Genomic DNA, 16,578 nt, shown 5'->3' on the forward strand with positions numbered 1-16,578 from the left:
GCTCAGGAGCGGCAGGATCACGATGAAGTACGCGAAGTAGTAGAGCACCGAGAGCTTGGAGGTATCGGCCACCGTGAAGTTGCCGAGCACCTTCATGTCCGGCGCCTGGGCACCATACCAGGTGAGCAGCACGAAGTTGGCCACGAACACCCAGTAGAACCACTTGAACATCGGCCGGAACGTGCCCGAGCGGACCTTGCTCGTATCCAGCCAGGGCAGGAAGAACAGGATCAGGATCGAGCCGCCGAAGGCGATGACGCCCAGCAGCTTGCTGTCGAGGATGAAGTTGAAGTCGATGGCGCGCAGGATCGCGTAGAACGGCAGGAAGTACCATTCGGGCACGATATGCGCCGGCGTCACGGTGCTGCTGAACTGGATGTAGTTGTCCGGATGGCCCAGGATGTCGGGCGCAAAGAAGGCGAACCAGACGAACGGGATCAGGAACACCACCATGCCGAACGCGTCCTTCATCGTGTAGTACGGATGGAAGGGAAGCGTGTCGCGGCTGTCCTTGACGTCGACGCCGATGGGATTGTTGTTGCCCGGCACGTGCAGCGCCCAGATGTGGAGCGCGACAACGGCGGCAATCACGAACGGCAGCAGGTAATGCAGCGAGAAGAAGCGGTTGAGCGTGGGATTGCCCACCGAGAAACCGCCGCGCAGCAGTTCCAGCAGCGGATTGCCGATGACGGGGATGGCCGCGAAGATATTGGTGATCACGGTGGCGGCCCAGCCCGACATCTGGCCCCAAGGCAGCACGTAGCCCATGAAGGCGGTCGCCATCATCAGCACGAAGATCAGCACGCCCAGGATCCACAGGATCTCGCGCGGCGCCTTGTAGGAGCCGAAATACATGCCACGGAAGATGTGGATATAGACGGCGGCGAAGAACATCGAGGCGCCCACCGCGTGGAACGACTGGATCATGCGGCCGCCATTGACGTCGCGGCGGATGTGCTCGACCGAGTCGAAGGCCATGGCGACGTTGGGCGTATAGTGCATCGCCAGGATCACGCCGGTGACGATCTGGATACCCAGGCACATCACCAGGATCGCGCCGAAGGTCCACCAGTAGTTGAGGTTCTTCGGCGTGGGGAAGTCCATCAGGTGCTCTTTGGAGAACCTGATGATCGGCAGGCGGTCATCGAGCCACTTCTCGATGCCGGTACCGGGCGTATAAGTCGAATGTTCGGACATCGGAACGGCCCCCACTAACCGATCTGGACCAGCGTATCGCTGAGAAATTCATAAGGCGGCAGCACCAGGTTCTTGGGTGCGGGGCCTTTGCGGATACGGCCGGCACTATCGTAGTGCGAGCCATGGCAGGGGCAGAACCAGCCGTCGAACTCACCCGAGTCGCCCACCGGCACGCAGCCGAGATGGGTGCAGTTGGCGATCATGATCAGCCACTGTTCGTGACCGGTCTTGGTGCGCTGCTCGTCGGTTTCAGGGTCCTTGAGGTCGCTGAGCGGCACTGCCTTGGCCTCTTCGATCTCGGCCGCGGTGCGGTGACGCACAAACACCGGCAGGCCGCGCCACATGATGGTGACGGACTGCCCTTCCGGGATCGCGGAAACATCAAAATCGATGCTGGCCAGCGCCAGCGTCGAGGCATCGGGATTCATCTGGTTGATCAGCGGCCAGACCGTGGCAGCGGCACCGACTGCCGCAACTGCTCCGGTGGCGACAAAGATGAAATCCCGACGGTTCTTTGGATCTTTGTTGTGATCGGCCAATGCCCGTATCCCCGTACAATGCACATCCGACGAGGCCGGTAGCGGCAAGCCGTTTCGCGCATGCGCAGAATCGGCCGCGTGCCACCCTCAAGCGGCCCGTCAGTCGCGGTTCTTTTTGCACTGTCACAGGCGCTTGTCCAGTGCGCCCGCGGATGACAGCGGGCAACTGCGACACTATACCCGTCCCAGCCTCGCAAACGCGCTGGAAAGCTCCCATGCCGGTCGACATTGCCCTCTACCAGCCCGACATCGCCAACAATACCGGCACCCTGATCCGGCTTGGGGCCTGCCTGGGCACCACCATTCACATCATCCACCCCACCGGCTTCCCGTTTTCGGCCAAAGCGCTTGCCCGGGCGGGCCTGGACTATGTCGACCACGCGGCCGTGCGCGAGCATGCCAGCTGGGCCCAGTTCAATGCCTGGCGGCACGAGGCTGGCCGCCGCCTCGTGCTGCTGACGACCAAGGCCGAGGCCTCGGTCTACACGGTGACATATGGAGACAACGACATCCTGATGGTGGGCCGCGAAAGCGCCGGCGTGCCCGATGCCGTGGCTGAAGCCTGCGACCTGCTGGTGCGCATTCCGATGCGATCAGGACTGCGCTCTATCAATGTGGCGCTCGCGGCCACCATGGTCCTGGGCGAAGCAAAAAGGCAGACGGACGGGTTTACAGGGCTCGCATGACCGTACATGTCTCTCACACCATGACACTTCCAGACGATATTGCGGCCAAGCAGGCCACAGCCCAGGCCTGGTTCCGCGCGCTGCGCGACCGGATTGTTGCAGCTTTCGAGCAGATCGAGACCGATGTTCAGGGTCCGAATGCCCACTTGCCGGCCGGCAAGTTCGAGATCACCCCATGGGACCGGAAAGCTGGTGGCGGCGGCGAGATGGGCATGCTGCATGGCCGGGTGTTCGAGAAGGCGGGCGTGCATGTCTCGACCGTCCATGGCGAATTCTCCGCCGATTTCGCCAGGCAGATGCCCGGCACCGAGGCAGGGGCCAAGTTCTGGAGCGCGGGTATTTCGCTGATCGTGCATCCCTGGAACCCGCATGTCCCGGCGGTGCACATGAACACGCGCATGATCGTCACCGGCAAGCAGTGGTTCGGCGGCGGCGCCGACCTGACCCCGGTGCTGGACCGCCGGCGGGTGCAGGACGACGCCGATACGCTCGATTTTCACACCGCCATGCGTGCCGCCTGCCAGAACCGCCCGGGCGTCGACTACGACCGCTACAAGGCCTGGTGCGACGAATACTTCTTCCTGCCCCACCGCAACGAGCCGCGCGGCACCGGCGGCATCTTCTACGATCACCACAATTCGGGCGACTGGGACGCCGATTTCGCCTTCACCCAGGCGGTCGGCGAAGCATTCCTGGGCATCTATCCCCAGCTGGTACGGCGCAATTTCGAGACTGAATGGACCGAAGCTGACCGGCACGAACAACTGGTGCGCCGCGGGCGCTATGTCGAATTCAACCTGCTCTATGACCGCGGCACCACCTTCGGGCTCAAGACCGGCGGCAATGTGAACTCGATCCTGTCGTCCATGCCGCCGGAAGTACGCTGGCCCTGACATGACGCTCTCCGCCGTCGAAATCACCGGCTATCGCTCGATCCGCAAGATCCGGTTTCCGGTGCGGCAGTTGACGGTGCTGGTCGGTGGCAATGGCGTGGGCAAGACCAACCTCTACCGCTCGCTCGAACTGCTGCAGGCCGCAGCGCGCGGCACGCTGGCCGACGAGATCGCCCGCGAGGGCGGGCTGGCCTCGATCTTCTGGGCCGGCGGCAAGAATCTCAGCCCCGACGGCAGCTTCGATCCGAAATATCGGACGGACGGCTATCGCAAGGACGAGGGCAACAGCCTGCGGCTTGCAGCCAGTTTCGCCGATCTGGGTGATGGCAGCTTCGACCCGACCTATCGGCTGGAAGTGAGCTTCGCTGGCATCGACGTGGCAGCGTTTCGCAACGAGGCCCAGATCAAGACCGAAAGCCTCGACTGGCAGCAGCGCGGCAAGACCGTCAGCCTGATGGACCGCAAGGGTGGCATGGCCTGGGCCCGCGATGCCGAAGGCCGGCGCGAAGTGGCCAATGACGACATGTTGGCCAGCGAAACAGCCCTGGCGGCGCTGTCGGGCCGCTCCGAGATTGCCTTGGTGCGCGATTCGCTGATCGCGTGGCGCTTCTTCCACGGTTTCCGCACCGATGCCGAATCGCCCCTGCGCCGGCCATCGCGCGCGGTGACCTCGCCCTCGCTGGCCTCCGACGGCAGCAATCTGGGCGCCGTGCTGGCGACCCTGCACCATATCCGCGGCGACCGCATCGATCTCGACCGGGCCATCGAGGATGCCTTTCCCGGCGCGGAACTGGTCATTCCCGAGGTCGGGGAATTTGCCAGCTTTGGCATGCGTTACGCCGAAATGCCCAAGCGGGTGTTCCAGCCACACGAACTGTCGGACGGGACCCTGCAATTCCTGGCGCTGGCCGGCGCCCTGCTCTCCTATCGGCTACCGCCCTTCATTGCGCTCAACGAGCCCGAAAACAGCCTCCATCCCAGCCTGCTGCCCATGCTGGCGCGGCTGATCGTCAAGGCCGCCGAGCGCAGCCAGGTCTGGGTGGTGACCCATGCGCGCGACCTGGCCGACGCCATTGCCGCCGAAAGCGGCGTGCTGCCGCGCGAGGTTGTGCGGGATGACAACGGCACCTGGCTCGAGGGCTTGGGGAATTTGGGCGAGTTCGTGGACGGCTGAAGTGCCACGAAGTACGTGCCATCCCCGGCCCCACTGCCGCGAAGGGAGAGAATCTCGGAACCCCTTCCCCATCGAGGCGTTGTGCTTCAGCACACCGACGACAAGGGAGACGACATGAAACGATTTGAATCCGGTTCGCTGATCCCCGGCGCCACTTGGCATGCCGAGGCCGAAAGCGAAGCCGAAGTGGTTCGCCGTGCGGTCGAAAATCTCAAGACCTATCACGGTGAAACCGAGGTGCGACCCGACATGATCGAGCGCATCAAGGAGCGCATCGTCGATACCGACGATGGCAAGAAGACGAAGCACTAGCGCTTGACGAGCGCCAGCAATTCGCCTTTGCCGAGAGCGAAACCGCTCTCGATCCAGGCCCGCTCGAGACGGGCCAGTTCCTGACCAAGGGCCGGTCCCGGCGTTAAGCCGAGGCCGGCAAGATCGTGTCCGCTGACCGGGAACGGGGGCACCACCAGGGCGCCCAGCGCGCGGGCGGCTTCGGACAGTCGCGCCAATCCCCATTGCCCCATCGACGCCGCCGCCGCCAATCCTTCCACGGCCGCCTCGCCATGGCGATAGGCCGCCTCGGCAATCCTGTCGTCGGCCAGCAACGTCCCAGCCTGGGAAATGTGCTGCGCCGCGCTCACGATATCATTGGCAAGCCGCCAGTCCGCCTGCAGCGCGGGGAGCCGGTCCGCGCCGATCAGCGCCAGCCGGGTCGTGGCCGACTGGCCGCCAAATCCCTCATAGGCAACCAGCGCCTTGAGTGCCGCGTCCTCAAGCGGCAGCAGCCCGATTTCGGACATGACGGCGAGCGTCATCGCCACCTTGGGCAGCGCCAGCATGCGCATCACTTCGCTGCCCACCCGCTCGCGCGACAGGTGCCCGAGCTTGCCGACTGTGGCCGCGCAGGCGGTCAGCCCGTCCGGATCGAGCCGCTGCTCGCCGTGACTGGCCGACAGGCGGAAGAAACGATAGACGCGCAAACCATCCTCGGCGATGCGCTCGGCGGGGTCACCGATGAAGCGCACAATGCCGGCGCGGGCGTCTTTGGCACCATCGAGCGGATCATAGAGGGTGCCATCGGCCGCGCAGTAGAGCGCGTTCAGCGTGAAATCGCGGCGCCTGGCATCCTCGACCCAGTCTGTGCCGAAAGCGACGACGGCGTGGCGGCCATCGGTCTCGACATCGCTGCGCAAGGTGGTGACCTCGGCCAGCGTCTCCCCCAGCTTGAGCGTCACCGTGCCATGGACAATGCCGGTGGGATAGCAGGCAATGCCGGCAGCCTTGGCCCGCGCCATCACCTCCTCGGGCAGCAGTTCGGTCGCCATGTCGATGTCATTGCCATGGGTGCGGCCCATGATGGTGTCGCGCACCACGCCACCGACCGCTCGCGTCCGGCGCTTGGCGCCATCCAGCGCTGCAAGGATGGCCTGCGTCTCGGGCCGGTTCAGCCAGTCGGCAGTGGCCAGTGGATCGCTCATGGAACGGCCTCGCTCATCGCCAGGTCGCGCAGGCGCCGTGTGAGATTGGCGGTAATACCCCAGATGCGATGGCCGTCGTGGTCGATCTGCCAGGTGCGGTGCTCCTCGCCGTTGCGGTGGATGCGGAACCGGCCATAAGCCTCATGCGCCAAAATGCGCTGCAGGGGCACCTCGAACACCGAATGCACTTCGCCCGGATTGGGCACGAACGGGCCGCTGGGCTCCACCGTGGCGACCACGGGCGTGATCAGATAATTGGTGCCGGTGAAATAGGTCGGCATATAGCCGATGACCGTGGCGTCCTCGCGCTCCATGCCCACCTCCTCGAACGCCTCGCGCAGGGCCGCCGCCGCCACATCGGCATCTGATGCATCGATCTTGCCGCCGGGAAAGGCGACCTGGCCCGAATGGGCCCGCAGGTCGGGCGAGCGCTCGGTATAGAGCACGGTGTGACCCTCGGGCCGCCGCACCAGCGCGATCAGCACCGCCGCCGGCACCGGCGGACGGTTGAACGGGGTCTCCGGCATCCAGTCCGGCACAAGCGAATCGGCCGCCGTCACAGCGGGTGGCGAACTCAGCAGGCGCGCAGCCAGGCGGTCGATGATGGCGTCGTCGGGTGACAAGGATGCACCGGATTGTGTTTTGGAGGCGGGAGGATAGGCGAGGATGATGGAGTTGGGCACCCCTTACCTCTCCCTTTGGGGGAGAGGTGAAGGAGCGCTAACCCTGCTGCCAGGCGGCGATCGGACCGTGGAGCGTTGCTGCCAGCGACTTGTCCTCGGCAAACAGCAGCACGCGGGTCGGGTCGACCGGGCCGGGAAATTCGATATTGCCCAGCGTCGTCGGCTCCCAGCCCAGCGGGCAATAATAGTCGCGGTCGCCCACCAGCATGACGAACTGGCCGTCGCCGCGGGCCAGCGCGCGCTTGGTCACTTCGCGGGCCAGCAGCTTGCCAGCGCCGAGCTTGCGGAAATTGGGATGGGTAGCCAGCGGACCCAGCATCCAGCCATTGATGCCGCCAATGCTGATCGGGGTCATCCATACCGAGCCGCAGGCCACGCCGTCGACTTCGGCAATCAGGCTCATGCTCGGGTCGATCCTGAAGCGCTCGCGAATGCGATAGGCCGTCTTGGCGAACCGGCCCGGACCAAAGGCGATAGCCTGCAGGTCCTCGATGAAGGCATCATCGGCCGACGTGGCAGGGCGCACGGTGGGAACGCGGGTGGAAACGGCGGAGACAGCAGCAGTGGCGGCCGAAGGCGCAGGCGAAAGGGTCATGACGATGATCCAGGATGGGGATGCGTAGGACAAACCCGGCGCCACGGGGGGCACCGCTTCGAAAGACCGTTTACGGTCGTCGTGTCACCAGCAAAACCTTCACCATCCTGGGCGCCTCCACGCCTGAAATCCGCATTAGCACCAAGGGGGCCTCGCGTAAAACGAAAATCATGGATCACCCGCCAAAATACAAGATGCGCAGGACGGCTGTGTTCAAAATGCACAACGGTTCGTTGTAGCGAAACCGCCTTATCGGCGGCGCTGCCCATCGCTATGTGTCAGGCAACGCAAAGCGACTGTCGGGATTTGACCCCGACAACGAGTCGACAACATGACGGAAAGGGTTCGATCTTGGGACAATTGATCGACGGTATCTGGTCCACCCAATGGTATGACACCAAGAAGACCGGCGGCGAATTCAAGCGGTCGCAGGCCGGCTACCGCAACTGGATCACCGCTGACGGCAGCCCCGGCCCATCAGGTGCAGGCGGCTTCAAGGCCGAGGCCGGCCGCTACCACCTCTATGTGTCGCTGGCCTGCCCGTGGGCCCACCGCACGCTGATCTTCCGCAAGCTCAAGGAGCTGGAGAACCTGATTTCGGTCTCGGTCGTCTCGCCTAAAATGCCCGACGAGACCGGCTGGAGCTTCGACACCTCCACCGGCTCCACCGGCGATGCAGTCTTGGGCAAGGACTATCTCTGGCAGGTCTATACGCAGGCACAGGCAGACTATACCGGCCGCGTCACCGTGCCTGTGCTGTGGGATATCAAGACCGGGACGATCGTTTCCAACGAAAGTTCGGAAATCATCCGCATGTTCAACTCGGCCTTCGACGAGTTGACCGGGAACACCGAGGATTTCTACCCGGAGGCCCTGCGCGGCAAGATCGATGCGATCAATACCCGCGTCTATGACGACATCAACAACGGCGTCTACAAGGCCGGCTTTGCCACCACGCAGGAGGCCTATGAGCGGGCGGTGACGAGGCTGTTCGAGGCGCTGGACTGGGTCGAGGGCCTCCTGGGCGAGACCGCCTATCTCACCGGCGACACCATCACCGAGGCCGATTGGCGCCTGTTCACCACGCTGGTGCGCTTCGACGCCGTCTATGTCGGCCACTTCAAATGCAACCGGCAGCGCATCGCCGACTACAAGAACATCTCGCACTATCTCAAGGCGCTGTACGAGGTGCCCGGCGTCAAGGAAACGGTCGATCTCGACCACATCAAGACGCACTATTACTGGAGCCACATCACCATCAACCCGACGCGGATCATTCCCATCGGGCCGGACCTGCCGTTTTTGAAGTAGCGCTCCCCAACGAACACGATGTCATCCCCGCCTGCGCGGGAATGACGTCGTGGATGAGGCGATGGCCCACAAGCAATGCCCCTCAATACCCCCAGACATCCCGGCGCGGCACGTCGTCGAAATATTCGTCGATGCGCTGGCTGGTGGCCGGGGTGACCTTCTCGGGCAGAGCGTGGCGGTCGAACCAGCCGACCTCGGCGATCTCGTGATCGGCCTTGCGGTCAAAGGCCTTTTCGAAACGGGTCGCCACATAGAAGGCGACATGGTCGCGGTCGGTCACCGGGCTCGAATTGTGATAAATGCCGAAGAGCTGCATCGGCCCCACCACGCGATAGCCGGTTTCCTCGAGGGTTTCCCGCGCCCCCGCGGATTCGATGGTTTCTCCTGGCCCCACGCCGCCGCCGGGAAACTGCCAGCCGGGCACATAGCTGTGCCGAATCAACAGGACCTTGTCGCCATCGACCACCATGACGCGCGCGCCCAGCGTCATGCGGTGCCAGAGCCCCTTGAGGGTGAGGAACACCTTGGCGGTCAGCTTCTGCCTGCGATTCATCTGCATCGAAACACTCCTTGCGACGTTACCGGTAGCAGAGACTTGATGGCGACAAAATTGACCCCGCGCCCGATTGACCGTTTTCTTGCCCGCCTGCTTCTGGCATTAGGCGCGTGATGGTTACTCTCGCCCACATTTCCGACATCCACCTGTCGCCCATGCCTGACATTGGCTGGCGTGACCTGCTGGGCAAGCGCGTCACCGGTTATCTCAACTGGAAGATCAAGCGCCACGACGAGCTCAACAGCGAGACGCTGGCGAGCCTGGTCGCGCACCTGCAAGCCCAGAATGCCGACTTCGTCGCCGTCACCGGCGACCTGGTGAACCTGGCATTGCCGCTCGAGATCGACCGGGCCGGCCAGTGGCTCAAGGCACTTGGCGCCTCCGAACGGGTCGCCGCCTGTCCGGGCAACCACGATGCCTATGTGGCGGGCGCGCTCGAAGCGGCCCAGCTCGCCTGGGGCGAATATATGCAGGGCGAAACGCTCGATGACGAGGCCTTTCCCTTCGTCCGCCGCATCGGCGAACTGGCCATCATCTCCTGTTCCAGCGCCGTCCCGACCCGGCCTTTCCTCGCCACCGGCCGCTTCGATGAGCGCCAGGCCGACCGGCTCGCCCGCATCCTCCGGCTGATGGGTGAGGCGGACATGTTCCGCGCCGTGCTGATCCACCATCCGCCCAATCCGGAACTGCAGCATCCCTCATTCGGCCTCAAGGGGCACAAGCTGTTCCGCCAGGTCATCGCAGAACATGGCGCCGAGCTGATTCTGCACGGCCACACCCACCGCTCCTCGATCCACTCCATTCCCGGCAAGGGCAAGGAAGTGCCCGTCGTGGGCGTCGCCGCCGCCAGCGCCGCCCAGGGCGGCACGCTGGACGATCCGGCGCGCTACAACCTCTTCCGCATCGAACGCTCAGGCGATCGCGGCTGGAGCTGCACCATGCGCGAATATGGCTTCCAGCGCCTGGGCAGCGACATCGTCATGCGTCTGCAGATGCGAATCTGCTAGCCGGCAAACCCGATTCTACTGCCCCTCGGTCTTGGCCCGCACGCGGCCGTGCACTTCCTCGGCTTCGGGCGTCATGATCTCGGCAAAATCGCTCATCTCATAGACCGGGCGGATTTCGACCTCGCTATAGCCCAGCATTGGGTTGGGGCAGCGCTTGACCCAGGCGACGGCCTCGTCCATGTCGCGCACTTCCCAGATCCAGTAGCCGGCCACCAGTTCCTTGGTCTCGGCAAACGGCCCGTCCATCACGATGCGCTTGGTCCCGTCAAAGCCGATGCGCTTGCCCTGGGAAGACGGCTTGAGGCCATCGCCACCCAGCATGATTCCGGCATCGACCAGCTCTTCATTGTATCGGCCCATGGCTTCCAGCAGCTCGCTGGACCCCATGACCCCGGCTTCGCTATCGGCGGTTGCCTTGACGAAAACGACGACACGCATGGCTCATTTCTCCTCTGTCCGGGGCGCGATTATGCCGCCCCTATGTCAGTGCGACGAATGAGCCGGGCCGATTTCGACGGAAAACGTGCCCCACTCCCGCCACGGCGGCAAATCACCTATATGGATAGCCAACCCCGCGAGTGATCCAAGCCTTGACCGAACAATTTCTCATCGAGCGCCCGACTTTCGATCCGACGACGGGCAAGGCCAGCTTCGGCTACGGCCTGGATGGCCTGCATTTCGTGGAGACCCTTGGCTTCCCCGCCGGCGCCGATGCAGGCGCCGCTGAGAGCCCTTCCTTCCGCAAGCTGTTGGACCTGACCGCCGTCGTGCTCGGCGTCAGCTACTTCAAGCTCAGGGCCCCGTTCGAGATCGTCGCCCCCAACATTGCGCTGACCGAGGCCGAGCGCGCATTTGCCATCGACGTCTACGAAAACGGCCTGGGCGAGTTCTATGCCCGCAACAATCTCATGCGTTTCGGCAAGCTCACTATCCATGCTCCGCATGATGCCCAGGCAGCCAAGCCCGCCCCGGCCTTGCCAGACCGCACCCTGCTGCCCATCGGCGGCGGCAAGGATTCGCTGGTCAGCGTCGACCTCCTGACCCATGCCGGCGTCGCCTTCACGCCCTTCGCCGTGAACCCCAAGGGTCCGATCCTGACCTCGGTCGACAAGATCGGTACGCCGCCGGTCTATGTCACCCGCACCCTCGATGCCGAGATGATCCGGCTGGGCAAGGAGCCGGGCTACTACAACGGTCACGTGCCCTCGACGGCGATCAATTCGATGATCGCCGCGCTCTGCGCCCTGCTCTATGGCTACAACCAGATCGTGCTCAGCAACGAACGCTCGGCCAGCGAGGGCAATGTCACCTTCGACGGGCGCGAGACCAACCACCAATATTCCAAGTCGCTCGGCTTCGAGCTGCTGATTGCTTCGATCCTCTCCGACGCCACCGGCGGCGCGCTCAAATATTTCTCGCTGCTGCGCCCCTATTCGGAAGCCCGCATCGCCTCGCTCTTCACGCACGAGGACAAGTTCGACCGCGTCTTTTCGAGCTGCAACCGCAATTTCCGGCTCGATGGCAATGACGGCCCGCTCTGGTGCGGCGAATGCCCCAAATGCCACTTCGTCTTCCTGATCTTCGCGCCCTTCATGGCCAAGGATCGGCTGCTCGCCATATTCGGCAAGAACCTGCTCGATATCGCTGACAATGAAGGCTCGTTCCGCGAACTGGCCGGCCTTGCTGGGCAGAAGCCCTGGGAATGCGTCGGAGAAATCCTCGAGGCGGCAGCCTGCCTCTATACGCTGACCCGCCATGCCGACTGGCACCAGGATGCCGTGGTGCGGGGGGTCAAGGCAGACCTCCTGGCGCAATATGGCGAACCCAAGCTGCAGTTGGCCATGGCCGAATGCCTGACCGACAGCCACGACCACCACATTCCGCCGGCCCTGGCGGCAAAGGTAGCTGCCTATGCGGTTTGAAGAACCCGTCCTGCTCTATGGCGCCGGGCGCGAGGCCATCTCGACCCGCGCCTTCCTCAAGGCGCGCCAGCCCGATCTCAAGGTCTTCGTCACTGTCGATAGCGGCGAGGCCGAAATTCCCGACACCGAAGTCATCGCCCCGCAAGACCTCGTGGCCGCCATCCGCGCCCACCGCTTCGGGCTGATCGTCAAGAGCCCGGGCGTCTCGCGCTACAAGGACGTGTTCGACATCGCCCGCGATGCCGGCATCCCCGTAACCTCCAACCTCAACCTCTGGGGCTCGGCCTACCGCGTCGGCCGCACCGTCATCGCCATATCAGGCACCAAGGGCAAGTCGACCACGGCGACACTGGTGCATCTGATGCTGACCAAGTCCGGCATCGACGCCGGGCTAGCGGGCAATGTCGGCCTGGCGCCGCTGGAAATCGCGGACCGCCATCCGGTGGTTGTCTTTGAGCTGTCCAGCTACCAGACCGCGGACATGAGCTTCCTGCCCGACATTGCCGCGGTGACCAATCTCTACCCCGAGCATGTCGACTGGCACGGCTCGCTGGAGCGCTACTACAAGGACAAGCTGCACCTGATCGATCGCGATGGCGGTTTCCCGGTTGCGCTGGGCGCCGCCGCCAGGGGCAATAGCCTGGTGGCCATGGCCGTGCGCGACCATCGGCGACTGCTGGCCGACCTGACCCCGGAGCAGTCCGCTGCCATCGACAAGGCTGTGGCCGGCTCGCGCCTCAAGGGCGCTCACAATCTCGACAATGCCCGGCTGGCGGCACAGATCGCGCTGGCGGCCGGCGCCACGCTGGATGGCATAATCCGCGGCATCGCCGCCTTCGCGCCTCTGCCCCACCGGCTGGAAGAGCACCAGTTCGGTGGCACCATCTTCGTCAACGACTCGATCTCCACCACGCCCGAAGCCACCAAGGCGGCCCTCGCCGCCTATCGCGGCTATCGCCTGGCGCTGATCGCCGGCGGCCATGAACGCCAGCAGGACTATGACGAACTGGCGAAACTCCTGGCCGGCTATGGCGTGACCACGCTCGCCTGCCTGCCGGTGACCGGCGCACGCCTTGCCGCGGCCACCCGCGCCGCCGCCCCCCAGATCGTCGTCTTCGCGGAGCCGAACCTGGAAGCGGCAATGCAGATACTGCACAGCCGCCGCCGCGACTTCGACGCGGTCATCCTGTCGCCGGGCGCCCCCTCCTATAACCAGTTCAAGAATTTCGAGGAGCGCGGGCGCCGATTTGTCGAGCTGGCGCAAGCCATTTTCGGCTGACGCCGTCCCAACAATAGTGGTTCTCGGCGGCTGGGCTGCGGCGTAGACAGGAGTCGGCCCCCTGAGCCGTTGGAGTTGCCATGCCTGGCCTCGCCTATCTCGCCATCGCCATTGTCGGCGAAGTCATCGCCACCTCGTTCCTGCGCGCCTCGGCCGGCTTCACCCAGCTCGTACCCACCATCGTGGTCGTGGTGGGCTATGGCATCACCTTCTATTTCTTTTCGCTGGCCCTGCAGACCATTCCGGTCGGCATCGGCTATGCCATCTGGTCGGGCGTCGGCATCGTGCTGGTCTCGATCATCGCCTATTTCGCCTACGGCCAGTCGCTGGACCTGCCGGCACTCATCGGCATCGCACTGATCCTGGCGGGCGTGCTGGTTATCAACCTGTTCTCGCAGTCGACAGCGCACTAGCCGGGGCTAGAAGGCACGGATCAGTGCCGCCGTCGGCACGCCGGCCTTGACCAGGGCCGCACGAATGGCATCCATCAGCTGAGCGTCGCCGATGCGCTCGCGCAGCCGCGGTAATATGCCCTGGGCGCGGAACGTGGCCACACCCAGCACCTGCGGCAGGTAGCGGCTGACCACGGCACTGTCGCCCGAACCCTGCGCTGCCATGATGGCCAGGATCGGCCCCAGTTCAGTATCGGCCTGGGCATAGAGCTCGGCATGGGTGGCGGCCTGGGCGAAATCGCCACCGCGCAGCGCCAGCAGTGCCGGAACACCCTGATACCAGGGTGGAGGATTGGGCGAGCCCTCGACCGCGTCGCGGGCCATCGCCTCGGCCTCGTCCAGATTGCCGCCAAAGGCGAGAAGCCGGGCATAGGCCGCCAGGGCGTCCACGCTGGCGGGATTGAGCTGCACCGATGAACTGAAGTCGGCACGCGCCTGCGCCAGTTCGCCGACTGCTTCATGCAGACGCGCCTGCTGTTCCCACACGAATCCGCTGAGCGGGTCCAACCCGATTGCGCGCTCGAGCTCGGCTGCGGCCAGACGACGGCGGTTGATCAACGGTTCGGCGCTCTCGGTCGCGTCGGGCTGCTCGGACAGCAGAATGGCCGCCGCTGCCACGGCGACGGCGCTGCCGCGGTCAGCCTCCGGCAAGGCGGCAAGGCACGCGCTCGCCCGCTCGGCTTCACTGGCGCCGCCGCTTTCGCGATAGAGATCGAACAAGACCCTGCAGAGATAGGCATTGAGCCCGGCCTCACCGGATGTGGTCGAGGCGAGATACCGCCGCGCCGCCACATGTAGCGGTCCGCGCGGACTGCCCAGCACGAGGCTCAGCGACCGCGACACCATGTCCATCACCTCTGGAGCCATCGCCGCATCCATCGTCACGGACAGCGTATGGCTCCAGATTACTGACCGCGTGCGCCCCTCGGTGAGGATGGCGCTATACTGCACGATGCCGCCTTCGGGCCGGGCGATCCCGGTCAGCACATAATCGCTGGTGGGCGGGATGACTTCTTCATCGTCGCCGCCGGCGCTGTAGCGCGCTTCGATATCGCCGAACTGTTGGAGATCGGTGACCAGCTCGATGGCGAGGCCGGCCACGTGCGGCGGCGTATCCGAGGTGTCCAGGTTCTGGAACTCGATGACCGTCACGGTAGGGCGCTGCACCGCACCCGCGGCGTCCGGTGCATTGCGCCACCACCCGCTGAAGGCAATCGCCGCCACGGCCAGCCCCAGCGCGAGTCCGCCCAGCGCGAACCACGGGGCGCTCAAACGCCGGCCGTCGCCCTGCCGCTCGATCACCCCGGGCGCATCGCGTTCGGCGATCGGTCCGCCCGGCTCCGGCAAAGCCGTGAATTCGGGGACATAGCGACCCACCGGCAGTTGAATCTGCATGACCTCGCCAAGGCCTGGCCCCTGGTAATACTCGTCCAGCAGGGCGCGGAGTCGCCGCGCCTGCACCCGCACGATCGGATCGGTCTGTGGATCGAAATCCGTCGGGCGCCCGAAAACGTCGACGGCGATGGAATAGGCCTTGATGGAGTTTTCGTTGCCCTCGAGGGTCCGCTGCACGATATAGGCCAGAAATCGGCCGAGCTGCGGAGAGCGCGCGATTTCAGGCCACGCGAGCAGGCGCTCAAGCGCAGTCAGGATCGCCTCGCTCTGCGGCGCAGGGTCGCTCAACCACACCTCCTGAAAGACCGCGATAGTGACGATTTACATGTAAAACGCAAGGCCGCGTTACATCGACTTTACCTGACGTTGCCTGTTCGCCCGGTCCCGCCTGCATCATACGGCCGCTGTCGGCGTTCAATACCCGGCGCCGCTTCGCCGGATAGGCCCCGGCCGAAGCCAATTGACCACCTAGTTTCGAATAGTATCGCTCATCATCCAATCAGGATGAGGGCGCGTGTTTCTTTTTCGTATTGTCACGCTGGCGAGCGGACAACGGGGTGCAACTTGAACGATCATGGCGACGACATGCCATATCTGGCACTGGTAGATGACGACCCGCATTCAGCGCATCTGCTGACGCGGATGTTGCTGGCGCATGGCTCGCCTGCCATTCGTCACTATGGCGGTGCCACCGATGGCCGGCTCATGCTGGCCGACGTCCTGGCCAATCCGGCCATTGAGTGGCCGAGCCTGCTCATCGTCGACCTCAAATGTCATAGCCAGGCCAATCTGGAATTCGTCGCCTCCATCCAGTCGCTTGCCAACCAGAAGGGTTTGCCCGTGGTCGTGATGGCGCCGCCCCTCGACCGCCACGGTCGAGAGGCCCTGCTCGAGGCCGGTGCGTCGGGTGTGTTCTTCCGTCATGCCGAACGCGACGCCTACCGGCGCGAGGCGGCAAGTATCGTCAGTTTCTGGGCGCGCAGTCAGCGCCTTGATGCGGTTGGCATGTAGCGCCTGCGTCCACAGGTTACATGCCTCGGCCGGAAGGGGCACTGCATGAACGGTTCTCGGACCGCTCCTGCATTCCCAAGCGTCCCTCCGGCCATTTCATTCCTCTTCGGCTCGTTTTCTTTACGGCCGAGGAGGAGCGTCGACCCTACTCCAAGGGGGTCGGCGCGTGGGAGCGGTCGCGACACCTCCCGGTCGCGTCCGCACGGGGGGAGAAGCAATTTGGTAGCGCGCTCGTCCCTCAGCGCCGCTGCCGAGGACTAACGCTTCTCCCCGCGGCCCCCTTCGGGCCCCGGGCTCTCCGCATCCGCCTCCCGGCGACGAATAATGTTGTGGGCCAGCACCCGCAGGGCCGCCAGCACGATGACCGCCAGCAGGGCCACGCCAAAGGCGATCAGATAAT

Annotated in this window: 18 protein-coding genes; 10 read left to right on the forward strand and 8 right to left on the reverse strand. The window is 64.5% G+C overall.

Translation table 11 applies throughout. From position 1 onward, the window contains the following. Positions 1 to 1,197 (reverse strand): cytochrome b N-terminal domain-containing protein (locus IH615_RS08170; protein ID WP_291361266.1); only part of this gene is annotated, 1,197 nt, incomplete at its 3' end. Positions 1,198 to 1,211: 14 nt separating this feature from the next. Beyond that, complete coding sequence (gene petA / locus IH615_RS08175) at positions 1,212 to 1,736, reverse strand: ubiquinol-cytochrome c reductase iron-sulfur subunit (protein ID WP_291361268.1); 525 nt, start codon at positions 1,734 to 1,736, stop codon at positions 1,212 to 1,214. 215 nt (positions 1,737 to 1,951) lie between these two features. Between petA and IH615_RS08180 the strand changes: the two genes are divergently transcribed. From IH615_RS08180 to IH615_RS08195, 4 genes are all read left to right on the forward strand, one after another. Next, positions 1,952 to 2,422: a tRNA (cytidine(34)-2'-O)-methyltransferase gene (locus IH615_RS08180; protein WP_291361270.1), complete on the forward strand. Its 471-nt coding sequence runs from the start codon at positions 1,952 to 1,954 to the stop codon at positions 2,420 to 2,422. Beyond that, complete coding sequence (gene hemF, locus IH615_RS08185; RefSeq protein WP_291361273.1) at positions 2,419 to 3,315, forward strand: oxygen-dependent coproporphyrinogen oxidase; 897 nt, start codon at positions 2,419 to 2,421, stop codon at positions 3,313 to 3,315. Before IH615_RS08180 ends, hemF begins: the two co-directional genes overlap by 4 nt. A gap of 1 nt (position 3,316) precedes the next feature. After that, positions 3,317 to 4,489 (forward strand): AAA family ATPase, encoded by a 1,173-nt coding sequence (locus IH615_RS08190; protein WP_291361274.1) that lies wholly within the window; start codon positions 3,317 to 3,319, stop codon positions 4,487 to 4,489. 114 nt (positions 4,490 to 4,603) lie between these two features. After that, a complete protein-coding gene (locus IH615_RS08195) occupies positions 4,604 to 4,801 on the forward strand; it encodes a DUF1059 domain-containing protein (RefSeq protein WP_291361276.1) in 198 nt (65 codons plus the stop codon). Here IH615_RS08195 and IH615_RS08200 read toward each other — a convergent pair. Genes IH615_RS08200 through IH615_RS08210 form a run of 3 tightly spaced genes read right to left on the reverse strand, consistent with a single transcriptional unit; the run spans position 4,798 to position 7,245 of the window. Next, on the reverse strand, positions 4,798 to 5,967 hold the full coding sequence (locus IH615_RS08200) for a CCA tRNA nucleotidyltransferase (protein WP_291361278.1): 1,170 nt from the start codon (positions 5,965 to 5,967) through the stop codon (positions 4,798 to 4,800). The two genes, IH615_RS08195 and IH615_RS08200, sit on opposite strands and share 4 nt — an antisense overlap. After that, positions 5,964 to 6,650: a CoA pyrophosphatase gene (locus IH615_RS08205; RefSeq protein ID WP_291361279.1), complete on the reverse strand. Its 687-nt coding sequence runs from the start codon at positions 6,648 to 6,650 to the stop codon at positions 5,964 to 5,966. Before IH615_RS08205 ends, IH615_RS08200 begins: the two co-directional genes overlap by 4 nt. 37 nt (positions 6,651 to 6,687) lie before the next feature. Then, positions 6,688 to 7,245 (reverse strand): N-acetyltransferase, encoded by a 558-nt coding sequence (locus IH615_RS08210; protein ID WP_291361281.1) that lies wholly within the window; start codon positions 7,243 to 7,245, stop codon positions 6,688 to 6,690. A gap of 351 nt (positions 7,246 to 7,596) precedes the next feature. Here IH615_RS08210 and IH615_RS08215 point away from each other — a divergent pair, with 351 nt between their 5' ends. Further along, a complete protein-coding gene (locus IH615_RS08215; RefSeq protein WP_291361283.1) occupies positions 7,597 to 8,556 on the forward strand; it encodes a glutathione S-transferase family protein in 960 nt (319 codons plus the stop codon). An 82-nt stretch (positions 8,557 to 8,638) separates the two neighbouring features. Here IH615_RS08215 and IH615_RS08220 read toward each other — a convergent pair whose 3' ends face one another. Continuing rightward, complete coding sequence (locus tag IH615_RS08220; RefSeq protein WP_291361285.1) at positions 8,639 to 9,115, reverse strand: NUDIX domain-containing protein; 477 nt, start codon at positions 9,113 to 9,115, stop codon at positions 8,639 to 8,641. Positions 9,116 to 9,225: 110 nt separating this feature from the next. On the opposite strand from IH615_RS08220, the gene IH615_RS08225 reads away from it, so the two are divergent. Beyond that, complete coding sequence (locus IH615_RS08225; protein ID WP_291361292.1) at positions 9,226 to 10,119, forward strand: metallophosphoesterase; 894 nt, start codon at positions 9,226 to 9,228, stop codon at positions 10,117 to 10,119. Positions 10,120 to 10,134: 15 nt separating this feature from the next. Here IH615_RS08225 and IH615_RS08230 read toward each other — a convergent pair whose 3' ends face one another. After that, positions 10,135 to 10,557 carry a YciI family protein gene (locus tag IH615_RS08230; RefSeq protein WP_291361286.1) on the reverse strand — a complete coding sequence of 141 codons (423 nt, stop codon included), beginning with the start codon at positions 10,555 to 10,557 and terminating at the stop codon, positions 10,135 to 10,137. 152 nt (positions 10,558 to 10,709) lie between these two features. Between IH615_RS08230 and IH615_RS08235 the strand changes: the two genes are divergently transcribed. The 3 genes from IH615_RS08235 to IH615_RS08245 all read left to right on the forward strand — a co-directional run bounded on the left by IH615_RS08235 (position 10,710) and on the right by IH615_RS08245 (position 13,733). After that, entirely contained in the window at positions 10,710 to 12,041 is a 1,332-nt protein-coding gene (locus IH615_RS08235; protein WP_291361287.1) for a hypothetical protein, read from the forward strand. Then, positions 12,031 to 13,320 carry a UDP-N-acetylmuramoyl-L-alanine--D-glutamate ligase gene (gene murD / locus IH615_RS08240; RefSeq protein ID WP_291361288.1) on the forward strand — a complete coding sequence of 430 codons (1,290 nt, stop codon included), beginning with the start codon at positions 12,031 to 12,033 and terminating at the stop codon, positions 13,318 to 13,320. Before IH615_RS08235 ends, murD begins: the two co-directional genes overlap by 11 nt. A gap of 80 nt (positions 13,321 to 13,400) precedes the next feature. Then, positions 13,401 to 13,733: a multidrug efflux SMR transporter gene (locus IH615_RS08245; protein WP_291361289.1), complete on the forward strand. Its 333-nt coding sequence runs from the start codon at positions 13,401 to 13,403 to the stop codon at positions 13,731 to 13,733. Between the two features lie 6 nt (positions 13,734 to 13,739). On the opposite strand, the gene IH615_RS08250 is transcribed toward IH615_RS08245, so the two are convergent. Continuing rightward, on the reverse strand, positions 13,740 to 15,455 hold the full coding sequence (locus tag IH615_RS08250; protein WP_291361290.1) for a tetratricopeptide repeat protein: 1,716 nt from the start codon (positions 15,453 to 15,455) through the stop codon (positions 13,740 to 13,742). A gap of 276 nt (positions 15,456 to 15,731) precedes the next feature. Here IH615_RS08250 and IH615_RS08255 point away from each other — a divergent pair, with 276 nt between their 5' ends. Next, a complete protein-coding gene (locus IH615_RS08255; protein WP_291361291.1) occupies positions 15,732 to 16,178 on the forward strand; it encodes a hypothetical protein in 447 nt (148 codons plus the stop codon). The last annotated feature ends 400 nt before the right edge of the window (positions 16,179 to 16,578 follow it).

Origin of the sequence: Devosia sp., assembly GCF_014860165.1 — a bacterium.
Lineage (GTDB): Bacteria > Pseudomonadota > Alphaproteobacteria > Rhizobiales > Devosiaceae > Devosia.